The sequence below is a fragment of the Pedobacter caeni genome, assembly GCF_900129215.1.
Lineage (GTDB): Bacteria > Bacteroidota > Bacteroidia > Sphingobacteriales > Sphingobacteriaceae > Pedobacter > Pedobacter caeni.
The window spans coordinates 272,679-291,379 of sequence record NZ_FQUQ01000006.1 but is presented as its reverse complement, the minus strand read 5'-3'; the positions used below and the strand labels follow the sequence as shown (position 1 = coordinate 291,379).

The following is an 18,701-nucleotide window of genomic DNA, read 5'->3' as shown; positions in this document are numbered from 1 at the left end:
AGAAAATGAAAATACAAATTAAAAATATCAGCAGAATGGCCATGGTTGTAATACTGGCCTTATTCCTCTCTGCCTGCGGAAATAATAAAGCAGCAGAAAGTACTGCCGCGGCGGCCACAGAAGCGAAGCCGAAGGAGGATGAAAACAAGGTAGAAATCAGTCCGGAGCAATTTAAATCTGTAGGCATTGTTTTAGGATCTCCGGAAATGAAATCGATGAGCGGCCTTTTGAAAGTAAATGGTTTCATTGATGTGCCACCACAAAATCTGGTGAGCATCACCACACAAATGGGAGGGATCGTAAGGTCCTCTCCATTATTGCCCGGAACGGCGGTAAGAAAAGGACAACTGGTAGCGGTGTTGGAAAACCAGGACTATGTTCAGTTGCAACAGGATTACCTGGAAAGTAAAAGTCAGTTGGAGTTAACCGATTCAGAATACAAACGTCAGCAGACTTTGGCTTTACAAAATGTAAATGCACAAAAAGTGTTGCAACAGGCGAGATCTCAATATCAGGTCACGCTGGCACGGGAAAATGCATTGAAGCAACGGTTGAGACTGATCAATATCAATCCAGCCAGTTTAACCGCAGGAAACATTAGGAGTCAGGTGAGCATTTTTTCTCCGATTAATGGTTATGTAACTAAGGTAAATGTGAATACCGGAAAGTTCGTGAACCCTAATGACATTATGTTCGAAATTGTAGACAATTCTAACCTGCATGTGGAACTGAATGTCTTTGAGAAAGATGCGGCTACGGTAAAAAAGGGACAGAAGGTGAGGTTTACACTGACCAATGACGATGCTGAAAGAACTGCAGTTATTCAGCTGGTGGGAGGAGAAATTAATACCGATAAAACGGTAACCGTACATGCCATCGCAAAAGGAAGTACAGGTTTTATTCCAGGTACCTACCTGAAGGCTTTTATTGAAACCGGAAGCCATGAAGTATTGGCTCTGCCGGAAGGCGGAGTGGTAGATTTCCAGGGTAAGAAATACATTTTTATTTCGGTTTCTGCACCTAAGGAAGGAAATGCACAGGGAGAAAGTGGGGCTAAGCATTATCAAATGATTCCTGTAGAAACAGGCGTTAGTGATGCCGGTTATGTAGAAGTAAAAATCCCTGGTGATATCGATACTAAAGGTAAAGTGGTATTGAAAGGAGCGTACGACCTGCTTTCAAAAATGAAAAATAGTGAAGAGGAGTAACCGTTATGTTGAGACCACAGGAAATCATGGATTTAAAACAAACACTGGCCTTTTGTGCCGGTGTTTGTGAGGATTGTGCAGCAGTTGGCTATTCCAGAATTCAGTATGGGACACTAAGGAAATGGCATCCTACAGGTACGGATTACGCGGATATCTGCGCGCTTACTGCCAGTTTATTAATGTCGCCTGAAGCGCTGGATTCAGAGCACCTTCTGAATTGTGAAAGGGCCTGTCGGTTATGCGCAGAGGTCTGTGCAGGTTATGATCAGGAACATTGCAGGATATGTGCAAAAATCTGTTTGAAATGTGCCGTACACTGTCGCATTTCTTATCAGAAACTAAGCAATTAACTGATGCCAGTAAGGGAGGAATTGACGCTGAATGGAGTTGCTTTATTAGTGAATATAAAACTGTGGTGATGAAAAAACGGCCATTTTCTCATATCGGATGGACTAGAATGCTGTTCTTTTGGATATTATGCATTTTTATGTTAATCGCGGTGGTGATGAAATTATGGCATTATTGTGCTGCGCATTGGTTTAACTAACAAAGAAGGCGTTTGATTGACGCCTTCTTTGTTAGTTTGCTTTTTTGACGGATTAGTTTATCAACTGCTTTACCTTCTGCTTTGAGATAAAAATAATTGCCGGACGATTTTTTTCAGTGGATAAATATTTACCCGTTTTTTTATCATGTATGTCGTTGGTTGCAGAAACATACAATCTCCCTGATTTATCTAGGTGCAAATTTGTGATTTGGTTATCGAATGGGACCTGAAGTATTTTTGAAGAGCCGTTTTTAACAACCTCAATCTCACTCTTTAAAACATAATTATGATTTGGATTCCCCCCGATTGGCTCTAAGTTTTCCTTCAATTTAATTTCTGTCTGGTTATCTAAAGAAACTGTTGCATATGCTTTGGATCTTTTCTCAGAAATGTTGAATTTACTACACCAATCCCAGGTAAATCCCTTATCCAGACTGAAATATGAGCCGAATGTAGCTAATCTTTGGTTATTCATATCTTTCATGGTAATTGCCTGTAATGCAAAGATGGTATCCTTTACAGACAAGAAACCGTAAACAGGCTGGTGGTTTGTTTTTGTTTTAAGCCATGTTTTACCTTTGTCTGTGGTTAGATAAATTTCGGTCAAAGTGGATACCATCAGCGTATCATCAATGCTCCCATAAACAGCATGAGCTTCCTTTCCATCTGCAATTTCAATCTTTGTCCAATTTGGGTCATCAAGTGATAACGGTTGATCCGGTACTTCTTTTTTTGCACAAGATGACAAGAACGCTATCATCAGCATAGTTTTAAATAATTTCATAATATTCATTTTTGTGTGTAATGCAAGATAAATATTTTTTTAAAATGAATATTAAAATAATTAAGGAATATCATGAACTAATGGTATGCATTCGTTCCTATTCTGTGGTGTCCGATTTGACGAGAAATTCTATCGGGTTTTGCTTAACTTCCTCTAAAGGGTTGATAGGGCTTTATCAGGCCTGTAGCCCCTTAGAGGGCAGGTCATGGCTGGATTTATTCTTTGATCGCGGAGTCCTATAAGTTTACGCATTAAAAAGCGGTCACAAAAAAAAATGCCTTTCAAATATAGTCAACTTGCTGCAATTCTGTGGATTATGCGTATCTTAAGGTTAAATAAATTAATCTTATCACTATGGCAATCTCTAAAAACGGCCCATATGGCCATCCGAATGGAAAAATTGGAAAACTGGTACACTACATGTTAAAAGGTCAGCCTGTTACGCGAATGGTGGGCAGAAGAACCAAATCGAGTCCGGCGCAATTGGTCAATTGTCAGTCAATGGCGGTCACCATGGCCTTTTTTAAGCCCGATTGTGTCCTGAAGTTCATCAATCTAGGTTTCGAACTGGAGGCGAGGGGAACGGTAAAAAATCCTCATAACCTGGCCACTTCTTACAATAAAAAATTTGCGTTAAAAGGAGCCTATCCCAACCTCAAGATGGATTACAGCAAGGTGAAGCTGAGCCAGGGGACTTTACCGGCTCCAAAAGGGACCACATTAGTTAAAACACCGACAGGACTGGACATCAGCTGGAATACCACTGAAGCAGGCCTGGAGCATCATGAAGACGATATTGTGATGATCCTGATTTATCTTCCAGGTTTGAAAAACGGAAAATCTCATTTGAATGCTTCAAAAAGAGAAACCGGAAAATACAGTGTAGAGCTGAGTGAAGACGTCATTGACGAGCCCATAGAGGCCTATATGTGTTTTAAATCTGCCGATGGAACACAGATCTCTGAAAGTGTATATCTTGGAAATTTGAATGGCGAAGCAGAGACTCAGGAGGAAAAAACTAAAAGGGAAGCCTATGCAGCCTTAAAAGCGAGATTTGATCAGGTTTCGGATGCTTACCTGAAGTATATAGAACCAGGAGGATCGGTTATTTTAACAAAGGCCTTCAGGAATCTGGAGACGGAATACCGCGCCCTGAAGAGCAAACTGGATCATCTTCCCGGAAAACCCAGCTGATCTGAAGCTTTCTCTGGTTAAAGAGTAGTATTTATTGTTCATTTTGAAGATTTGTAAGATTGAATTTCAGGTTCAATGGGGATGCTTTGTGCCTGTAAATCCGGGCTTGGACATCGGTTTATAAGTGCCAAACAACCTGTCCCAGATGCTGGTGTAAAACCCGAAATTACGGGTGATATCCTGGTGATGATCGTGATGGAAACTTGAGGTTCCAAGATACTTCAATATGGGTTTATTCCGCAGTTTAACACTTAAAGGTTCCATGCCCAGGTGCCCGGTCATGCCAAATAATACATTGATCACCAGGTAAACGACAATGGCGTAAATGTTAAATGAGACTGCACATAACAAGAGTAGCCACAGGGAGCCAAAACCAATGGTTTCCAGCGGATGCAGGACAAACAAGTCAATGGGCTTAGGGTCTGTTGACTCGTGGTGGAGACCATGTATGGCTTTATACAACCATGTTTTGTGAATGATATAGTGAAAGACATACATCAGCAGGTCCATGGCCAGAAACAAGATCAGGATGTCACTTAAAATCAATAAGGAAAGGTCTGTACTGATCAGAATAAAACCATGTTTCCACAACCAATAGCCCAGATAGGTGATTACGGTATTCAGGATATTTGTGATTCCGCAGATCCACCATTCTCTGGGGGTATAGGAATAAGCGGGCATCATCTCAGGAGCATAGTGTCGCTGGATAAGTCTTCCCAACCAAAGCACCATCAGGGTAATCAAAACATTTTCCAACAAAAATACCGGCCATAAATAAATGGCCGGTAATTCCAGTAAATAAGTTAATCCTTCATTTACATCCATATGGGGGATATGCTATTTATCTTCGTCTTCCGTTTCTTCCAGTTTTCCTTCTTTATTTCTTTTTAAAGAAACTTTCGGGTTGTCCTGGGTTCCCGTGATGCTCAATGGGATTCCGATCAAACCAAAAGGAGGTAAACCAAGCCTGCCACTGATGTTAAGTCTGCCGTCAAAACTCACCTGACCTTCAAAGCGCGGACGGAATCCGGCCACCCTCATTTTAAACCTTTCCATCGTGATGATGTTGTTTTTGATCGTGCTCTTGATGTTCACTTCAGAAAGGTCCGGATTGGTTAAGCTATCCCTGCGGGTTGCTTTACTTACTGCATTCATGAATTTAAAGCCCATCAGGCTGATTTTTTTAAGGGAAAGCGTTCCAGCACCTTTTAAGGAAGGAAAAACAGGGAACATGTCTTTATTCAGTTTTCCTGAAAGCTGGTAATCCAGTCCTACAACCCCTTTGACCTTTGAGGCAGAAGTAGCCAGTTCGCGGAAGAGTTTGATCTCTTTATAAGCTTTGGAAATGTCGAACTCTTTAGCCGTAATGTGGTAGTCGAAACTGGCAGATTTAGGACTTAAGCTTTTATAAGTTGCTTCCATACTCATCGGTGCATCGATCAGGTTAAAGCTCGTCTGGCTCAGGGTCATGGTTCCGTTATTTAAACCCAGGGTTCCTTTTGCATCTTTAATTTTCAGGCCGTTATAATAAACTGAACCTGCATCTGTACTTACAGAAACGTTTAAATTAGTTGGAATGATGATTACGCCGCTTCCTGCTGCTGCTTTCCCCGGCTGGGCAGGAGCAGAGTTATAAACCATAAATTCATCAGCAAAAAGCTGTTTCGTTTGCAGGTTGAAATTTCCGGTCAGCATTGCCTTATCCGACAATACATAGTTGATGATATTGCTCAGGTGACCGTTCATGGTAAAATCTGATTTTCCATAACTGGCATTGAAGCGCTCGAATTTCATTTGATCCTGTGCAAAAGAGAACAATCCGTTTTTGATCAGGAATGATTTCGGGAACAAATCAGATTCCAGGGTAAGTTCCTTCACCACCACACGGCCTTTGTTGTTTAATTTCTGATACCTGCCATTCATCGCATCGCTTTGCAATCCTTTAAAAGAGACATCCGTAAATACCGATCCTTTAACATTGTAACCTTTGATGGCAAATAACTGGTACATTTTGCCAATGTCTATTGTTCCTTTGGAGCTGACGCTATAAGAGAGGTTATCGAAGTTTTTAAGGTCTGCTTTCAACATAAAAGGCTGTCCGGCCATCTGGAAGGAGATGGGTTTGATGTTCAGTTGAGTGCCCCTTAGTTTGCCGTCCTTGTTGATCAGGTCGCCATCTATTACAATCTGTTCCAGTGCCTGGTCAAAATGTGCTGTTTTAATCCGCCCGTTTGCCAGTTTAATACTTGCTGAAGTGACAGGGAACAGCTTTTTAAGTTTATGATATCCTCCTTTACTTTGTACATCCAGGTGCAGTTCCCCACTCAGTTCCAGGTCTTTTAGCGGATAGAAGTTTTTGATCTCTGCAAAGTTGATCATCGATTTCAGCTGTACATCTATAGGGTTGTTCTCTGCCGTCCGCAATTTCGCAAAACCACGGATATAATTGCTCAAAGCCTGTATGTTAATGTCGCTGATCTCCAGTTTGGTGTTTTTGTAATTGCCATCAGGATTATCACCGTTCATGCTGAAATTGATCTTGTCGATCGCTGCAGGCAATGAAGCGTATTTAAAATAACCGTTGCTCACCGAAGATTTTAAGCTGAATTTGGGGATGGTTGCAATCACGGTATCTATTTGTCTGATTCCACTACGGACCACTTTTCTGGTATACTTGCCATCGGCATTCAGGTCAAGCACATAATGCCCTCTGATCTGCTCTACACCGAAAATCTTTCCCCATTTGCCCAAATCTATCGAAGCACGGGTTTTAATGAATATTTTAGGCTCTTTTAGCCCATTCAGCTTCAATATTGAGCTGACATAATCCTTACCCATGTTGAAATGCAGGCTATCCATATTGATGGATAAACTATCCATATTTAAGCTGGGCAGTTTTGTTTGCAGGTTCAGGTATAAATTGCTGATCGGCTCTGGTGCTTTCGGATTGGAAATCTGTCCTTCGCGGATTTTCATATTGAAGGATAGGGTAGGCATGGTTTTACTTTTTGCCAGGTATTTTCCGATCAGTGAAGCATCAATCTCTGCATAACCTTTGATATTGGTCTCTTCCATTCGTCTGGCCAAAGCAGGTGGCATGGCTGAGAATATATTGTGAAGGTCGGTCTCCTTGGCTTTTGTTTTAAAATTGATATCGTAGCCATCTTTCAGGAAAGAGAAACGGCCCACAAAATGGATTGGTAAGGAGTTGATCTTTAAATCGTTTTCGTCAAACATCAAATCCAGGGAATTGGTGTTTATTTTGGTGAGGAGTTTGGCATTTACCTTTTTGTTCAGTAAATAAGGAGTGCCATTATAGTAAAGGTTCAGGGTGTCAATCTCTGCCTGACTTTTAAGATCGAAGATCGCCTTGCTCAAATCTCCTTGTCCGGAATAGTTCAGCCCTTTCGCACTGATCATCATCGGTACAGAGCGGTCATTATAACTCAGGTTACTCTTTTTGATAAAGATCCCTTCGATTTTTATTCCTGTGGAGCTGCTGTCTGTTTTCTTAGTGGTATCTGTTTTACTCTGGTATACGTTGTAATTCGCATTTCCTTTCTCATCTACTTCAATCTGGATATTGGCCTGATCGAGATAAATCTGGTCTATCTTGATCTGGTCGGAAAATACGGTGCGTAAATCTACCCGGAATGACAATTCTTTAGTAAACAGCAGGGTGTCCTGTTGAAATGGGGCCGCACCTTTTAAAGAGAAATTATGAAGACTGAAAGTTAAAGAGGGGAAATTCTTGAAAAAGGATAAGCTGCTGCTGTCAAATCGGGCTTCTCCTTTGATGTTCCCATTGATCCATTTTTCCACTTCTTTAGAAATGGTTTTTGGGAGCAGATAAGGACTGACCAGCAATAGCAGTACAATAGAAACGAGTGTTATTCCGGTAATTTTAAGAACTTTTTTCAATGTGATGTGTGTATTAATATATATTAGGACAAAGGTAATTCTTTAAAAACTAAAAATGCATAGATATGAAATTGGTATCACGGAACATTTGAATTGTTTTAAGAAAACTAAAACCCGATTATTGTATTTATATAAACGGCATTGATGAAATGCTACAAGAACTTAAATATCAGATCATGAATGAAGATGAAATAACAGGTGCTTTTCCTGAGCTTTCCAATGAGGTAACAGCTAAAATAGATGAGCTTTCAGAAAGCGGAAATGATTGCATGGATGAAGAGGACTTTGACGGTGCGGTAGCCACCTGGGAAGAGGCATTGTCTCTGATTCCTGAACCTCAGAATCATTATGTACAAAGTGTCTGGCTGAATGCTTCTATAGGTGATGCTTATTTTCTGCAAGACGATTTTGAAACGGCATTAACCTATTTTCTGACTGCAAAAAGCAATGTGGAAGAAAATGTTTATTCCAATCCTTTCATCATGTTACGGCTTGGAGAGTGTTACCTTGAGCAGGCGGATCAGGAAAGAGCAAAAGAGTTCCTTCTGAGGGCTTATCTGTTGGATCCGGAAGAAATTTTTGAAGGAGAAGATGATAAATATCTGGAGTTTTTAAGTGCCAATGTAAACCTTAAAGAACAGCCTTAAGCTATGTCTGCTACTCCCGGCATCACTCCATTGCTCCAAATCACTTATCCCGTTGTTCAGGGAGCGATGCTGGGCGTTTCTACTCCTGAAATGGCTGCTGCGGTTTCGAATGCAGGTGGCCTGGGTTCATTGCCCGTTGGTGGTTTATCTCCCGATGAGGTAAAAAAACTGATTCAGGCTACGAAAGAAAAGACCGCCCGTACTTTTGCGGTTAACCTGTTTGTTCATGAGGTTCCGGAACAAAGAGCGGCAGTGGCTTTTAATAAAATGCAGGATTTTCTGGAAAGTACTTGTCGGCAGGAAGGATTTCCTTTTGAACGAAGAACACCCGAATCTCTGAAATTATATAGTTATCTGGATCAGGTAGAAGTTCTCCTGGCCGAAAAAATTCCTGTACTGAGTTTTACTTTCGGCTGTATGAATGATGAAGTCATCAGGGCGCTGAAAAAGAATGGAACGGTGTTGATCGGGACAGCAACCTGTCTGGAAGAAGCCCAATACCTGGAAAGCAAAGGCATTGATGCGATCACGCTGCAAGGTGTCGAAGCAGGCGGACACCGGGGAAGTTTTCTCTCTAAAGCAACATTACCACAAATCGGACTGATGTCCTTGCTATCTGCCTGCAGGAACGTTATTCAGGTTCCGCTGCTTGCCGCTGGTGGGATAGCAGACGGGGAATCTGTAAAAGGAGCACTGATCATGGGAGCCTCAGGGGTACAGATCGGAACGCTCTTTATTCCTGCAGATGAAAGTATCGCCATCCCTGCTTATAAAGAGGCGGTCTTAAACGCCCGTGACGTAGATACGGTCTTGACTAAATCCATTTCCGGACGCTGGGCAAGAGGAATAAATAATAAGCTGATCAGGCTGATTACTGATTCGGGAATTGAAATACCTGATTATACACTACAAAACAGCCTGACTGGTCCGATCAGGAAACACGCACAGCAAATAAATGATAAAGAATTTGTTGCGATGTGGGCCGGACAATCCGCAGGAAAATCTAAAAAGGGAAGCACCACCGCTATATTTCATCAACTCATTGCAGCGGCTGGACTAGGCTAGGATCTGGTTTATGTTTCCATCGTTTATGGCTCCATAACCAATATGGAGGTTCTTCAATGAGGGTGCTCTGGAGTTTCTCGGCATAGGAATGCGTAATTTCCTTAGGCAGGGCTTCCTCCGGATGCAAGGAAATCGGGATAAATTCCATTTCATAATAACCTTTCCGGATGCTTTTCATAGAGGCATAAAATACCGGCCGTTTGGTTTTCTGTGCAATTTTTTCTACCCCTAAATGAAAAGAAGTGGGCTGGTTGAGGAAGTCTACCCAATAATGAGATTCTTCTTTCGGCGGGGCCTGATCGTTTGCAAAGCAAAATATCGTTGTTTCATTTTCGCTGCTTTTGATGGCCCGAAGGGTGTTTCTCATGGGAACCATGGTATTCCCATAACGGTTTCTCATCTGATAGAACCACCTGTCAAATATGTTGTTGTTTAGTGGCTTGTAAATGGTGTAGATGTGGTTTTTTACCTGTAAGCCTAATGCCATGACCGACCATTCCCAATTACCATAATGAGGGGAGCAGAGCATGATACTCTGGTCCTGATCGAGGTAAGCCCTGATCAGATCAATGTTTTTGAAGCGGACGCGTTCCCCGAGTTCTTTTGGAGTAATGGTCCGCATCTTGAAAATTTCTACAATGATCCTGGACAGGTGTCTGAAATAGGCTTTCTCTATCTGCTTCAATTCATTTGGCTTTTTATCAGGGAAAGCATTTTTCAAATTCTCCCTGACCACCTTTTTGCGGTAACCAAGTACATAGTAAATCAGAATATAAATGAAACCTGCGAAAAAGTAAAGCAGGGAAAGAGGAAGTCTGGATAAGGTATTCAGTATAAATATGCCGGCTTTTGAAGCCATTCTGGAAGCGAAACTGAGATGGCCTGATGCCGTTTCACTGGGGTTTCCTTGTTGCTCAATCATGATATGAAAATTTAATCAGGACCTAACGTTTTTTGATATGACAGTACAAAATTAAAAAGAGGTGAATTTTTTTACAAAAAAACTGATTCATTATATCGTCATATTCACTTTCGGGGGAAAGCATGGATACTTAATACCAGGCGGGGAAGAAGTAATACCAGTTCAGGAATAAGTAATGCTGGTCCATGAAGAAAGCAATATCAGGCCAGAAGGGCGACAGGATCAGAAGTGTGTGAAGTGTAAATAAAACGGGGATGAAACATTTATAGCAGCAGGATAAAGCTGGAGCCTGTATTTTCCACGGAATGAAACTGGATCTGTCCGTGATGGAGCATCACAATTTGCTTGCATAAGGGAAGTCCGATTCCTCCACCTGATTTTTTTGTGCTGAAGAAGGGGACAAATATGCGGTCTGTCATTTCCGGAGGAATTCCACAGCCATTGTCGGTTACCTTAATGGCCACTTTACCTTTGTCACTGCGCTCCGCGGAAAGCACGATCCTTGGATTTGGTCTGTCTTTCAGTGCAGCTACCGCATTCAACAATAAATTGATCAGGACCTGCTCCATCAGTGCATGATCTGCCCTGATCAACAGATTTGACTCTGCAAGGATGAGTTCCAGTTCGATGTCTTTTTGTGATAAGCTGGGTTGCATGAGCTGGTAAATGCTTTCCAGCAGGTGTCTGACCTGGATCGGCTCCATCACAGGGGCGCTGGTCTTGTTCAGGTTTCTATAGGTTTCTGCAAACCTCAGTAGCCCCTGACTTCTTCTCTGTATGGCTTCTATCCCAGTTTCCAGATCTTCGAAGGGGGCGGTATGAGTGGCAGTTTGCGCTAAAGAAGAGAGACGGTTTTTAAGGGTTTCGGCCAGCGAAGAGATCGGAGCGATAGAATTCATGAGCTCATGGGTAAGTACCCCCAACAGTTTTTGCCAGGCCTTTGCTTCTGTTTCATCCAGGACTTCGTTGATGTTCTGAAAGGCGATCACCTGGAATTTTACCGGGCCGGTTTGGAAAGCGGTGGCAGAAAGCAGCACTTTTAACGTCTGATCTCCATTTCGGATCCCGGATACCTTAGACTCCCCGGAGGTTAGAGAGATGATCTCCTGATATAATTTTTCGTCCCGCTGAGCTAGGGAAGTTATGGTTTTTAAATAGGGGAGCTGAAGCATGTTCTTTAATGATTCATTCATCCAGATCACCTCTCCGTTTTCGGTCTGATAAGACAAGATGCCCGTATCGATCAGTTCCAGGATTTTCTTTAAATATTGGTATTGGGTTTCCTTTTCGCGGGAAACCTGCTTAAAGGCATCATTGATGTCATTAAACCCTTTCCTGAGTTGCTTCAACTCCGGTGGAGCATGTTTGACATCGAAATGAAGAGAAAAATCCCGGTACCTTACGGATTCCACAAAATGTCCGAATTCCCGATACATCTTTAACTGTGATTTATAGCCCTCCACTACCTGATAAATGAGGATGAACGACAAGGGGATCAACCAGGAATACCAGCCTTGTACCAGGCAATAAGATGTGGCAGAAAGGGTGACAAACAGAAAGGTGATCCGCCAGATTGCCCGCCGGATGATCGGCTTAAATGTCATATTTATTGAGTCTGCGGTATAGCGCGTTTCGGGTAATGCCCAGTTCTTTAGCGGCCCAGGTGATGTTTCCTTTATTTCTCTCGATGACCTGGAGGATGGCATTCTTTTCCAGCGACTTCAGGCTGAGGTCTTCATTGGCCATCACGGTAGCATTCTCCATCGGAGAAAAAACCAGGTCGCTGTGCTTCAATACCGGCCCTTCGGCCATGATGACCGCACGTTCTATGGTGTATTGTAATTCCCTCACGTTTCCGGGGAAAGGATATTGTAACAATTTATCCATGGCAGCTTCTTCAAAGTCCATGGCAGATTTGAAATATTTATCAGTGTAGACCTTACTGAAATGTCTGGCGAGCAGCAGCACGTCTTTTCCTCGTTTTCTCAAAGGAGGAACCATGATTTCGACCGTATTGATGCGGTAAATCAGGTCTTTACGGAAGCGTTCATCACTGGCAAGTTCGCTCAGCGGTACATTGGTGGCACAAATGAGCCTGATGTCTACAGGAACCGCATCATTACTACCTATTTTGATGACTTGCCTGTTTTGTAACACAGTCAATAATTTAGCTTGTTGCGTCAGGCTGATGTTTCCTATCTCATCCAGAAATAAGGTTCCTGTATCTGCCGCTTCAAAACGTCCTGTCCGGTCTTCCTTTGCATCAGTATAAGCTCCCTTTTTATGGCCAAAGAGTTCGCTTTCAAAGAGTCCTTCTGTAAGGGAGCCAATGTCTACCTTAACGAATGGTTTTTCGGCCCTTAAGGATTGCTGATGAATGGCTTTTGCGATGAGGTCTTTACCGGTCCCGTTTTCTCCAAGGATCAGGATATTCGCATCGGTAGGGGCCACCCGGCTGATTTTGTAAAATATATCCTGCATCACATCAGAGCGGCCGATCAGTTCTGAACTGATGCCCTGACTATGGTCTACTGCCTTTGCCTTAGGTTTTTCTTTTTTATCCAGTGCTTCTGCGATGGTTTTCAGTAATTTCTCATTGTGCCAGGGCTTAACGACAAAGTCGGCCGCCCCGTTTTTTAAAGATTGAATGGCCAGGTCTATGTCGCCATATGCGGTGATCATGATGACCTTGCTTTCCGGAGTCATCGCCTTTATTTTGCTGAGCCAGAAAAATCCTTCATTGCCATTGTTAATGGCACTTTTGAAATTCATGTCTAAAAGGATCAGGTCAAATGTTTTTGCAGACAGTAAAGAAGGGAGTTGCTCGGGGTTCTTTTCTGTGACCACTTCCCTGACTTCCGTATTCAATAAAAGCCTTACCGCCGTAAGCACATCGGGATCATCATCAACCACTAAAATAGACACGTTTTTCAGCTGCATAAAAAATATAAATTGCGTTAAAAAGGGCGATTACAAGTATAGGATTTAATGGTCTGCTTATCAATGTTATTCTTTGAAAAAATAAGGATAACAACTGTACCGAAACCGAACAGCGTTTGTTCGGATGCGAACGGCTAATGTTTTTCTTGTTTCTATTAAGTTGTTGTTGTACAGTTGTTTGTTTTGTTGGTATGGCTTTTATGAAGGAAAGAACAGTAGGTTTTTCCTTTTCATAAATTATAAGATCTTGGATACAGTTTTAGAAAAAAAGCGTTGGAATTTTAAACGGAAGGCTTTCCTGGGAGGGGGGATTCTGATCGTCGGATTGATGGCTTACGGATACCTGATGAAGTCTGGTAAAAGCAGAATGAAAGCAGGGCTTTCCAACCTGGTTATTGCCGACATCAGGAAAGGAGCTTTTCAGGAGTTTATTCCGGTGAACGGAGTGGTGATGCCCATTACTTCCATTTATCTGGATGCTGCTGAAGGAGGGAGACTGGAAGAGAAGTTTGTGGAAGACGGGGCTTTTCTTAAAAAAGGGGATCCCATTTTAAGGTTGTCGAATACCGACCTGGAGCTGAACCTTGCCAATCAGGAAACAGCGGTGTTTAACCTGCTGACCCAGATGCAGATTTCCAGAAATGCCGCTCAGCAAAATACCATAGGGAAGTTAAACCAGATGGCCGATGTGGAGAGTTCCTGGGAGGAAGCAGAAAGAGCCTATCTCCTGAATAAGAAACTTTTCGATCAAAAGATCATCGCCTCGCAGGAGTTTAAGCAAAGTCAGATTGCCTACAATTATCAGGTGAAAAAGAAAAAGCTCACTGCACAGATCCTGAAACAGGATTCTACGCTGACCAAACAGGAGGTTTATCAGAGTGCACAGTCTTTCCAGCGGACACAAAATGCCCTGGCTGTGATGCGTAAAAAAGTAGAAGACCTGACCGTAAGGGCTCCGGTATCCGGACAGCTGACTTCACTGGATGCTGAAATTGGCCAGAATAAAAATAAAGGAGAAAGACTCGGGCAGATCGATGTAATCAGCGGATTTAAAGTCCGTGCAGAGATTGATGAACATTATATCTCCAGGATTTTTCCCGGATTGCAGGCGGAGTTTAGCTTCAACAATAAAAAGACCATGCTGAGGGTGAAGAAGATCTTTACACAGGTGCTGAATGGGAAGTTTCAGGTGGATATGGAGTTTGTTGGCGATACACCTGAGGGCATCCGGAGAGGGCAGACCTTACAGGTACGCCTGGCATTGAGCGATGCTACAAATGCATTGCTGCTACCCCGGGGAGGATTCTACCAGAAAACCGGTGGAAACTGGATTTTCAAATTGAGTAAAGATGGCAAAACGGCCCAGCGCACAGACCTGAGGATCGGTCGGCAGAATCCGGACTTTTATGAATTGAAACAAGGACTTGCGGAGGGCGACAGGGTGATCATTTCCGGCTACGAAGCTTATGGAGAGATGCAGGAACTGGTCCTGAAAGAAGATTAATCAAAGGAATTGAACAAACCGGGTTAAAATACCATAAAAGAGTTAAAATAATATAAAATTGTAAATCCAAATTAGCCACACAAAGAAACCTGAACCGTGATTAAAATAACTGAACTTAAAAAGATCTATCGCTCTGAGGAGCTGGAAACTACGGCTTTAAATGACCTTTCATTTGAAGTGAAAAAAGGAGAGTTTGTTGCCGTAATGGGACCTTCCGGTTGCGGAAAATCTACCTTACTGAATATTTTGGGCCTGCTGGACGACCTGGATGGAGGAAGTTTCCTCTTCAATGGTACAGAAGTGGCGAAGTTTAACGACTATAAACGGTCAGACCTGCGGACAGAAAACATAGGTTTCGTATTCCAGAGTTTTAACCTGATCGATGAGCTGACCGTTTTTGAAAATGTGGAACTCCCATTGATCTATACCAAACTGAAAGAGAAAGAAAGGAAAAAGAGAGTAGATGAGGTATTGGAGAGAATGCAGCTGATGCACAGGAGAAATCATTTTCCTCAGCAATTGTCCGGAGGGCAGCAGCAAAGGGTTGCCGTAGCACGCGCAGTAGTCAATGAACCTAAACTGATCCTTGCCGATGAGCCAACAGGAAACCTGGACTCTGTGAATGGCAATGAGGTAATGCAACTGATGACTGACCTGAATGCCCAGGGAACTACGATTATTATGGTAACCCACTCTGAGCACGATGCCAAATATAGTCACCGGATCATCAGAATGCTGGACGGACAAGTGGTTACAGAAAACATATTGGCATAAGATGATCAAGCATTATATAAAAATTGCCCTCCGTAACCTTCGGAAAAACATGTTTTACACCCTGATCAGTCTGATTGGCCTGGTGATTTCTATGGGGGCCTGCGTGATCCTGATGAATTATGTGGATTTTGAAAGCCATTATGATGACTTCCATAAGGATAGTGATAAAATATACCGGGCAGAATCCTATTTTACCCTGAATGGAGCCGTCGCAGATTCCTGGGCAACGAGTTCCTTTGGTTATGCCGGAGCGATGAAAGCCGAGTTTTCGGAAGTAAAGGCCATTACAAGGGTCAACTTTAATGACAATGAACGGATCGTTCGTTATCAGGATAAGATTTACAGGGAACCGATGGTCGTGATTGCAGACAGTAATTTCTTCTCTTTCTTTTCCTTTCCTTTGTTGAAAGGCGATCCTCAAAAGGTCTTGCTGGAACCAAATACCATTGCCATTTCCGCCTCTGCGGCAAAAAAATATTTTGGGGATGCCGATCCCATGGGTAAGGTATTGGACATCACGACCCGGAAAACAGTATACCATTGTGCGGTTAGTGGCGTTTTTGAAGATTTTCCACCTCAGTCTCACCTGAAGCTGGACATGATCATTTCTTATGCCAGCACCTCGCCTTTTCAGCGGGATAGCTGGTATACCCACTCTGCTTATACCTATGTGAAAGCAGATAGTGAAGCTGATGCAAGAATGATTGAAAAGAAATTTCCCGCCCTGGCAGAGAAATTCAAAACTGCAGATGCGATGAGGGATAAAAGCTGGGAAATCCATATGGTACCTCTTGCAGACATCCACCTGAATCCACTAAAGCCAATGGAATATGAGGTAAAAGGAAGCAAACAGAACATCCGTTTCATCTTTGTATTTGCCTTCATTATCCTGATCGTAGGCTGGGTAAACTTTATCAATATCATGACCTCCAAATCTATTGAAAGGGCCGGAGAGATCGGAGTGCGGAAGCTGGTGGGCAGTAAGATGAAACACATGATGATACAGTTCTTTATTGAGTCTTTTATCATCAACTTCCTGGCAGTTTCCATTTTTCTGATCCTGATGGTGATCGCCCTTCCTTTTTTAACGCATTTGTATTACTCCCCAATGTTTAATCAGTTCTGGCAGCGCCCGTTGGTGTGGGGCCTGTTGGTGCTGATTTTTATGCTGAGTACCTTCATTACCGGAGCGGTTCCAATCCTGATTCTGAGAAAGGTAAAGATTGCCGTAGTGTTAAAAAACAGGATGTCTTTCCGGGTTGGAATGGGTAAAGGCCTGCGTCATGGGCTGATTATTTTCCAGTTTACCGCGGCAATTGTACTGATCGTCTCTACCGTTACGATCAGAAGGCAAATGGATTTTATGCAGGGTAAGGACCTGGGCGTGGATGTTGCTCAGACCCTTGTTTTTAAAACACCGGCCAAGACGGATGGTTATGAGGAGAAGCTGGAAATGATTACAGAGAAGATGAAAACCATAGGAGGCGTAAAGTCGGTCACGAGATCCAGCGCTGTTCCGGGAGAAATGGTCAGTTTCTTTATTGCCAATCAACGGGACAATGATCCGGAAAAGGTATCGGTGCTGACCGAAATGTACCGGGTAGATTATGATTTTATTGATGCTTATCAATTGAAAATTGTAAAAGGCAGGAATTTCTCAAAGAGTTTTGGTGCCGATAAGGATAATTCCCTGATCCTGACCCAAAGTGCGATGAAACTTTTTGGATTTAAAAACGAAGAAGAGGCTGTTGGTGGTTTTATAAATCTGGAAGGGCAGGGGAACAAGAAGTATGAAGTGATTGGGGTGCTCAAAGATTATCACCACCTCTCCCTGAAAGAAAACTTTCGTCCGGTAGTGCTCCTGATGTTTAGTCCATGGAATGCCCTGGATTTCCAGTATGTATCTGTGAAGGTTCAGGGGGCTAATGCGAAGGCGATTGCAGGAATGTTGGAAACAGAATATAAAAGCGTGTTTCCGGATTCGTCTTTTGACTCCTTTTTTCTGGATGAATTTTTCGACCGGCAGTATAAGGAAGATGTGACCTATGGGGTGATCATCATGATCTTTACCTGGCTGACGATCTTTATTGTATGTCTGGGGATTTTAGGGATAGCGAGTCTGATGTTGCTCCGGAGAACAAAAGAAATTGCTATTCGTAAGATCTCTGGCGCAAAGCCATGGCAGATCCTGAAGCTGATCAATATGGAATTTATCCGCTGGGTAGGACTGGCAATCGTAATCGGTACGCCATTATCCTGGTGGATCATGAACAACTGGCTGGAGAATTTTCCTTACCGGATCGAGGTAGAATGGTGGATATTTGTGATTGCAGGACTACTGACCATATTGGTGACCGGAATTACGGTAAGCTTTCAAACAGTGAAGAGTGCTTTGGAAAACCCGGTGAAAAGCTTAAGAAATGAATAACAGGAATTTAACGGTTGAATTTGTACCTTGTAAGATATAATTCTCACCTATAAAAAAGCAGTTATGAATCAGAAAGAAGTAAACGATGAATATGTAAATGCGGTAAATAAAATTGAAACGATCTTAAAGTTCGATAAAACTGTTTATCCCAATGCCACTGATTTTATCAGTCATTTATTAGCTCTGGCTAAAGAAAATCATTTTCAGGTGCTGACCAAAGATGGGTCCAGCCTGGAAGATGCGATTAAAGGATAAAAAAGAATTTTAAAATTTATTGTAAGGATTTCGGTTTACCTCCGACAAGGAGGTAAACAAATCTTTACAAATGAAAAATTATTCAAAATTTGGTTATGGCATTAGTGTCATCGGAGTTGCCCTTGTCCTGATCTGGATTGGGATTTTTAAATTTACCCAGGCGGAAGCAAATGCCATTAAAGGGCTGGTAGAACATAGTTTTTTAATGAGCTGGATGCTCAAAATCTCTTCTCTTCAGGGGGTCTCTAATTTTATCGGGGTGTTTGAGATTGGTACAGGCCTGTTGCTGGTCGCCTCTTTTTGGAACAAAAACCTGGGTAAAATCGGAGCGGCTTTATCGGTTCTCATCTTTTTAACCACCATTTCTTTCCTGTTTACCACACCTGGAGTCTGGCGTTCGGTAGAAGGCGTACCGATTACAGATTTCTTTATCCTGAAAGACCTGACCTTATTGGGGGTGTCTTTACAGGTGCTGGACAGGAGCATTCCGTAAAAATCGTTGAGGTCGATCT

General features: G+C 42.6%; 16 protein-coding genes. 10 read left to right on the top strand and 6 right to left on the bottom strand.

The window, feature by feature from the left end; all coding sequences use genetic code 11:
• Nucleotides 1-5: 5 nt before the first annotated feature.
• Entirely contained in the window at nucleotides 6-1,208 is a 1,203-nt protein-coding gene (locus tag BUC20_RS28345) for an efflux RND transporter periplasmic adaptor subunit (RefSeq protein WP_073236391.1), read from the top strand.
• Nucleotides 1,209-1,234: 26 nt separating this feature from the next.
• Complete coding sequence (locus BUC20_RS33825; protein ID WP_073236719.1) at nucleotides 1,235-1,558, top strand: four-helix bundle copper-binding protein; 324 nt, start codon at nucleotides 1,235-1,237, stop codon at nucleotides 1,556-1,558.
• A 249-nt stretch (nucleotides 1,559-1,807) separates the two neighbouring features.
• Here BUC20_RS33825 and BUC20_RS28335 read toward each other — a convergent pair whose 3' ends face one another.
• Nucleotides 1,808-2,539, bottom strand: a complete 732-nt coding sequence (locus tag BUC20_RS28335; RefSeq protein ID WP_143166951.1) for a beta propeller repeat protein — start codon at nucleotides 2,537-2,539, stop codon at nucleotides 1,808-1,810.
• Between the two features lie 354 nt (nucleotides 2,540-2,893).
• Here BUC20_RS28335 and BUC20_RS28330 point away from each other — a divergent pair, with 354 nt between their 5' ends.
• Nucleotides 2,894-3,733 carry a DUF6266 family protein gene (locus BUC20_RS28330; protein ID WP_073236385.1) on the top strand — a complete coding sequence of 280 codons (840 nt, stop codon included), beginning with the start codon at nucleotides 2,894-2,896 and terminating at the stop codon, nucleotides 3,731-3,733.
• Nucleotides 3,734-3,805: 72 nt separating this feature from the next.
• Here BUC20_RS28330 and BUC20_RS28325 read toward each other — a convergent pair whose 3' ends face one another.
• Nucleotides 3,806-4,558, bottom strand: a complete 753-nt coding sequence (locus BUC20_RS28325; protein ID WP_073236382.1) for a sterol desaturase family protein — start codon at nucleotides 4,556-4,558, stop codon at nucleotides 3,806-3,808.
• Between the two features lie 12 nt (nucleotides 4,559-4,570).
• Nucleotides 4,571-7,654 (bottom strand): AsmA family protein, encoded by a 3,084-nt coding sequence (locus BUC20_RS28320; protein ID WP_073236380.1) that lies wholly within the window; start codon nucleotides 7,652-7,654, stop codon nucleotides 4,571-4,573.
• A gap of 149 nt (nucleotides 7,655-7,803) precedes the next feature.
• Here BUC20_RS28320 and BUC20_RS28315 point away from each other — a divergent pair, with 149 nt between their 5' ends.
• Both BUC20_RS28315 and BUC20_RS28310 read left to right on the top strand, forming a co-directional pair.
• The gene (locus BUC20_RS28315; protein ID WP_084529369.1) at nucleotides 7,804-8,301 is read left to right on the top strand and encodes a tetratricopeptide repeat protein; all 498 of its coding nucleotides are present in this window, start codon (nucleotides 7,804-7,806) and stop codon (nucleotides 8,299-8,301) included.
• 3 nt (nucleotides 8,302-8,304) lie between these two features.
• Nucleotides 8,305-9,366 carry an NAD(P)H-dependent flavin oxidoreductase gene (locus tag BUC20_RS28310; protein WP_073236378.1) on the top strand — a complete coding sequence of 354 codons (1,062 nt, stop codon included), beginning with the start codon at nucleotides 8,305-8,307 and terminating at the stop codon, nucleotides 9,364-9,366.
• On the opposite strand, the gene BUC20_RS28305 is transcribed toward BUC20_RS28310, so the two are convergent.
• From BUC20_RS28305 to BUC20_RS28295, 3 genes are all read right to left on the bottom strand, one after another.
• The gene (locus BUC20_RS28305; RefSeq protein ID WP_143166950.1) at nucleotides 9,341-10,288 is read right to left on the bottom strand and encodes a lysophospholipid acyltransferase family protein; all 948 of its coding nucleotides are present in this window, start codon (nucleotides 10,286-10,288) and stop codon (nucleotides 9,341-9,343) included. The two genes, BUC20_RS28310 and BUC20_RS28305, sit on opposite strands and share 26 nt — an antisense overlap.
• A 263-nt stretch (nucleotides 10,289-10,551) precedes the next feature.
• A complete protein-coding gene (locus BUC20_RS28300) occupies nucleotides 10,552-11,892 on the bottom strand; it encodes a sensor histidine kinase (RefSeq protein WP_073236375.1) in 1,341 nt (446 codons plus the stop codon).
• A complete protein-coding gene (locus tag BUC20_RS28295; protein ID WP_073236373.1) occupies nucleotides 11,882-13,228 on the bottom strand; it encodes a sigma-54-dependent transcriptional regulator in 1,347 nt (448 codons plus the stop codon). Before BUC20_RS28295 ends, BUC20_RS28300 begins: the two co-directional genes overlap by 11 nt.
• A gap of 247 nt (nucleotides 13,229-13,475) precedes the next feature.
• On the opposite strand from BUC20_RS28295, the gene BUC20_RS28290 reads away from it, so the two are divergent.
• From BUC20_RS28290 to BUC20_RS28270, 5 genes are all read left to right on the top strand, one after another.
• Nucleotides 13,476-14,732: an efflux RND transporter periplasmic adaptor subunit gene (locus tag BUC20_RS28290; protein ID WP_073236712.1), complete on the top strand. Its 1,257-nt coding sequence runs from the start codon at nucleotides 13,476-13,478 to the stop codon at nucleotides 14,730-14,732.
• A gap of 96 nt (nucleotides 14,733-14,828) precedes the next feature.
• Nucleotides 14,829-15,506 carry an ABC transporter ATP-binding protein gene (locus BUC20_RS28285; protein ID WP_073236371.1) on the top strand — a complete coding sequence of 226 codons (678 nt, stop codon included), beginning with the start codon at nucleotides 14,829-14,831 and terminating at the stop codon, nucleotides 15,504-15,506.
• Between the two features lies 1 nt (nucleotide 15,507).
• A complete protein-coding gene (locus tag BUC20_RS28280; protein WP_073236368.1) occupies nucleotides 15,508-17,934 on the top strand; it encodes an ABC transporter permease in 2,427 nt (808 codons plus the stop codon).
• A 63-nt stretch (nucleotides 17,935-17,997) separates the two neighbouring features.
• Nucleotides 17,998-18,189 carry a hypothetical protein gene (locus BUC20_RS28275; protein ID WP_073236365.1) on the top strand — a complete coding sequence of 64 codons (192 nt, stop codon included), beginning with the start codon at nucleotides 17,998-18,000 and terminating at the stop codon, nucleotides 18,187-18,189.
• Between the two features lie 70 nt (nucleotides 18,190-18,259).
• Nucleotides 18,260-18,682, top strand: a complete 423-nt coding sequence (locus tag BUC20_RS28270; protein WP_073236362.1) for a DUF417 family protein — start codon at nucleotides 18,260-18,262, stop codon at nucleotides 18,680-18,682.
• Nucleotides 18,683-18,701: the final 19 nt, after the last annotated feature.

Excerpts from the sequence above, each read along its gene's own strand:
- BUC20_RS28300 (WP_073236375.1), bottom strand. The coding sequence starts at position 11,892 with ATGACATTTAAGCCGATCATCCGGCGGGCAATCTGGCGGATCACCTTT.
- BUC20_RS28330 (WP_073236385.1), top strand. The coding sequence starts at position 2,894 with ATGGCAATCTCTAAAAACGGCCCATATGGCCATCCGAATGGAAAAATT.
- BUC20_RS28310 (WP_073236378.1), top strand. The coding sequence starts at position 8,305 with ATGTCTGCTACTCCCGGCATCACTCCATTGCTCCAAATCACTTATCCC.
- BUC20_RS28325 (WP_073236382.1), bottom strand. The coding sequence starts at position 4,558 with ATGGATGTAAATGAAGGATTAACTTATTTACTGGAATTACCGGCCATT.
- BUC20_RS28345 (WP_073236391.1), top strand. The coding sequence starts at position 6 with ATGAAAATACAAATTAAAAATATCAGCAGAATGGCCATGGTTGTAATA.
- BUC20_RS28280 (WP_073236368.1), top strand. The coding sequence starts at position 15,508 with ATGATCAAGCATTATATAAAAATTGCCCTCCGTAACCTTCGGAAAAAC.
- BUC20_RS28305 (WP_143166950.1), bottom strand. The coding sequence starts at position 10,288 with ATGATTGAGCAACAAGGAAACCCCAGTGAAACGGCATCAGGCCATCTC.
- BUC20_RS28295 (WP_073236373.1), bottom strand. The coding sequence starts at position 13,228 with ATGCAGCTGAAAAACGTGTCTATTTTAGTGGTTGATGATGATCCCGAT.
- BUC20_RS28335 (WP_143166951.1), bottom strand. The coding sequence starts at position 2,539 with ATGAAATTATTTAAAACTATGCTGATGATAGCGTTCTTGTCATCTTGT.
- BUC20_RS28270 (WP_073236362.1), top strand. The coding sequence starts at position 18,260 with ATGAAAAATTATTCAAAATTTGGTTATGGCATTAGTGTCATCGGAGTT.
- BUC20_RS28275 (WP_073236365.1), top strand. The coding sequence starts at position 17,998 with ATGAATCAGAAAGAAGTAAACGATGAATATGTAAATGCGGTAAATAAA.
- BUC20_RS28315 (WP_084529369.1), top strand. The coding sequence starts at position 7,804 with ATGCTACAAGAACTTAAATATCAGATCATGAATGAAGATGAAATAACA.
- BUC20_RS33825 (WP_073236719.1), top strand. The coding sequence starts at position 1,235 with ATGGATTTAAAACAAACACTGGCCTTTTGTGCCGGTGTTTGTGAGGAT.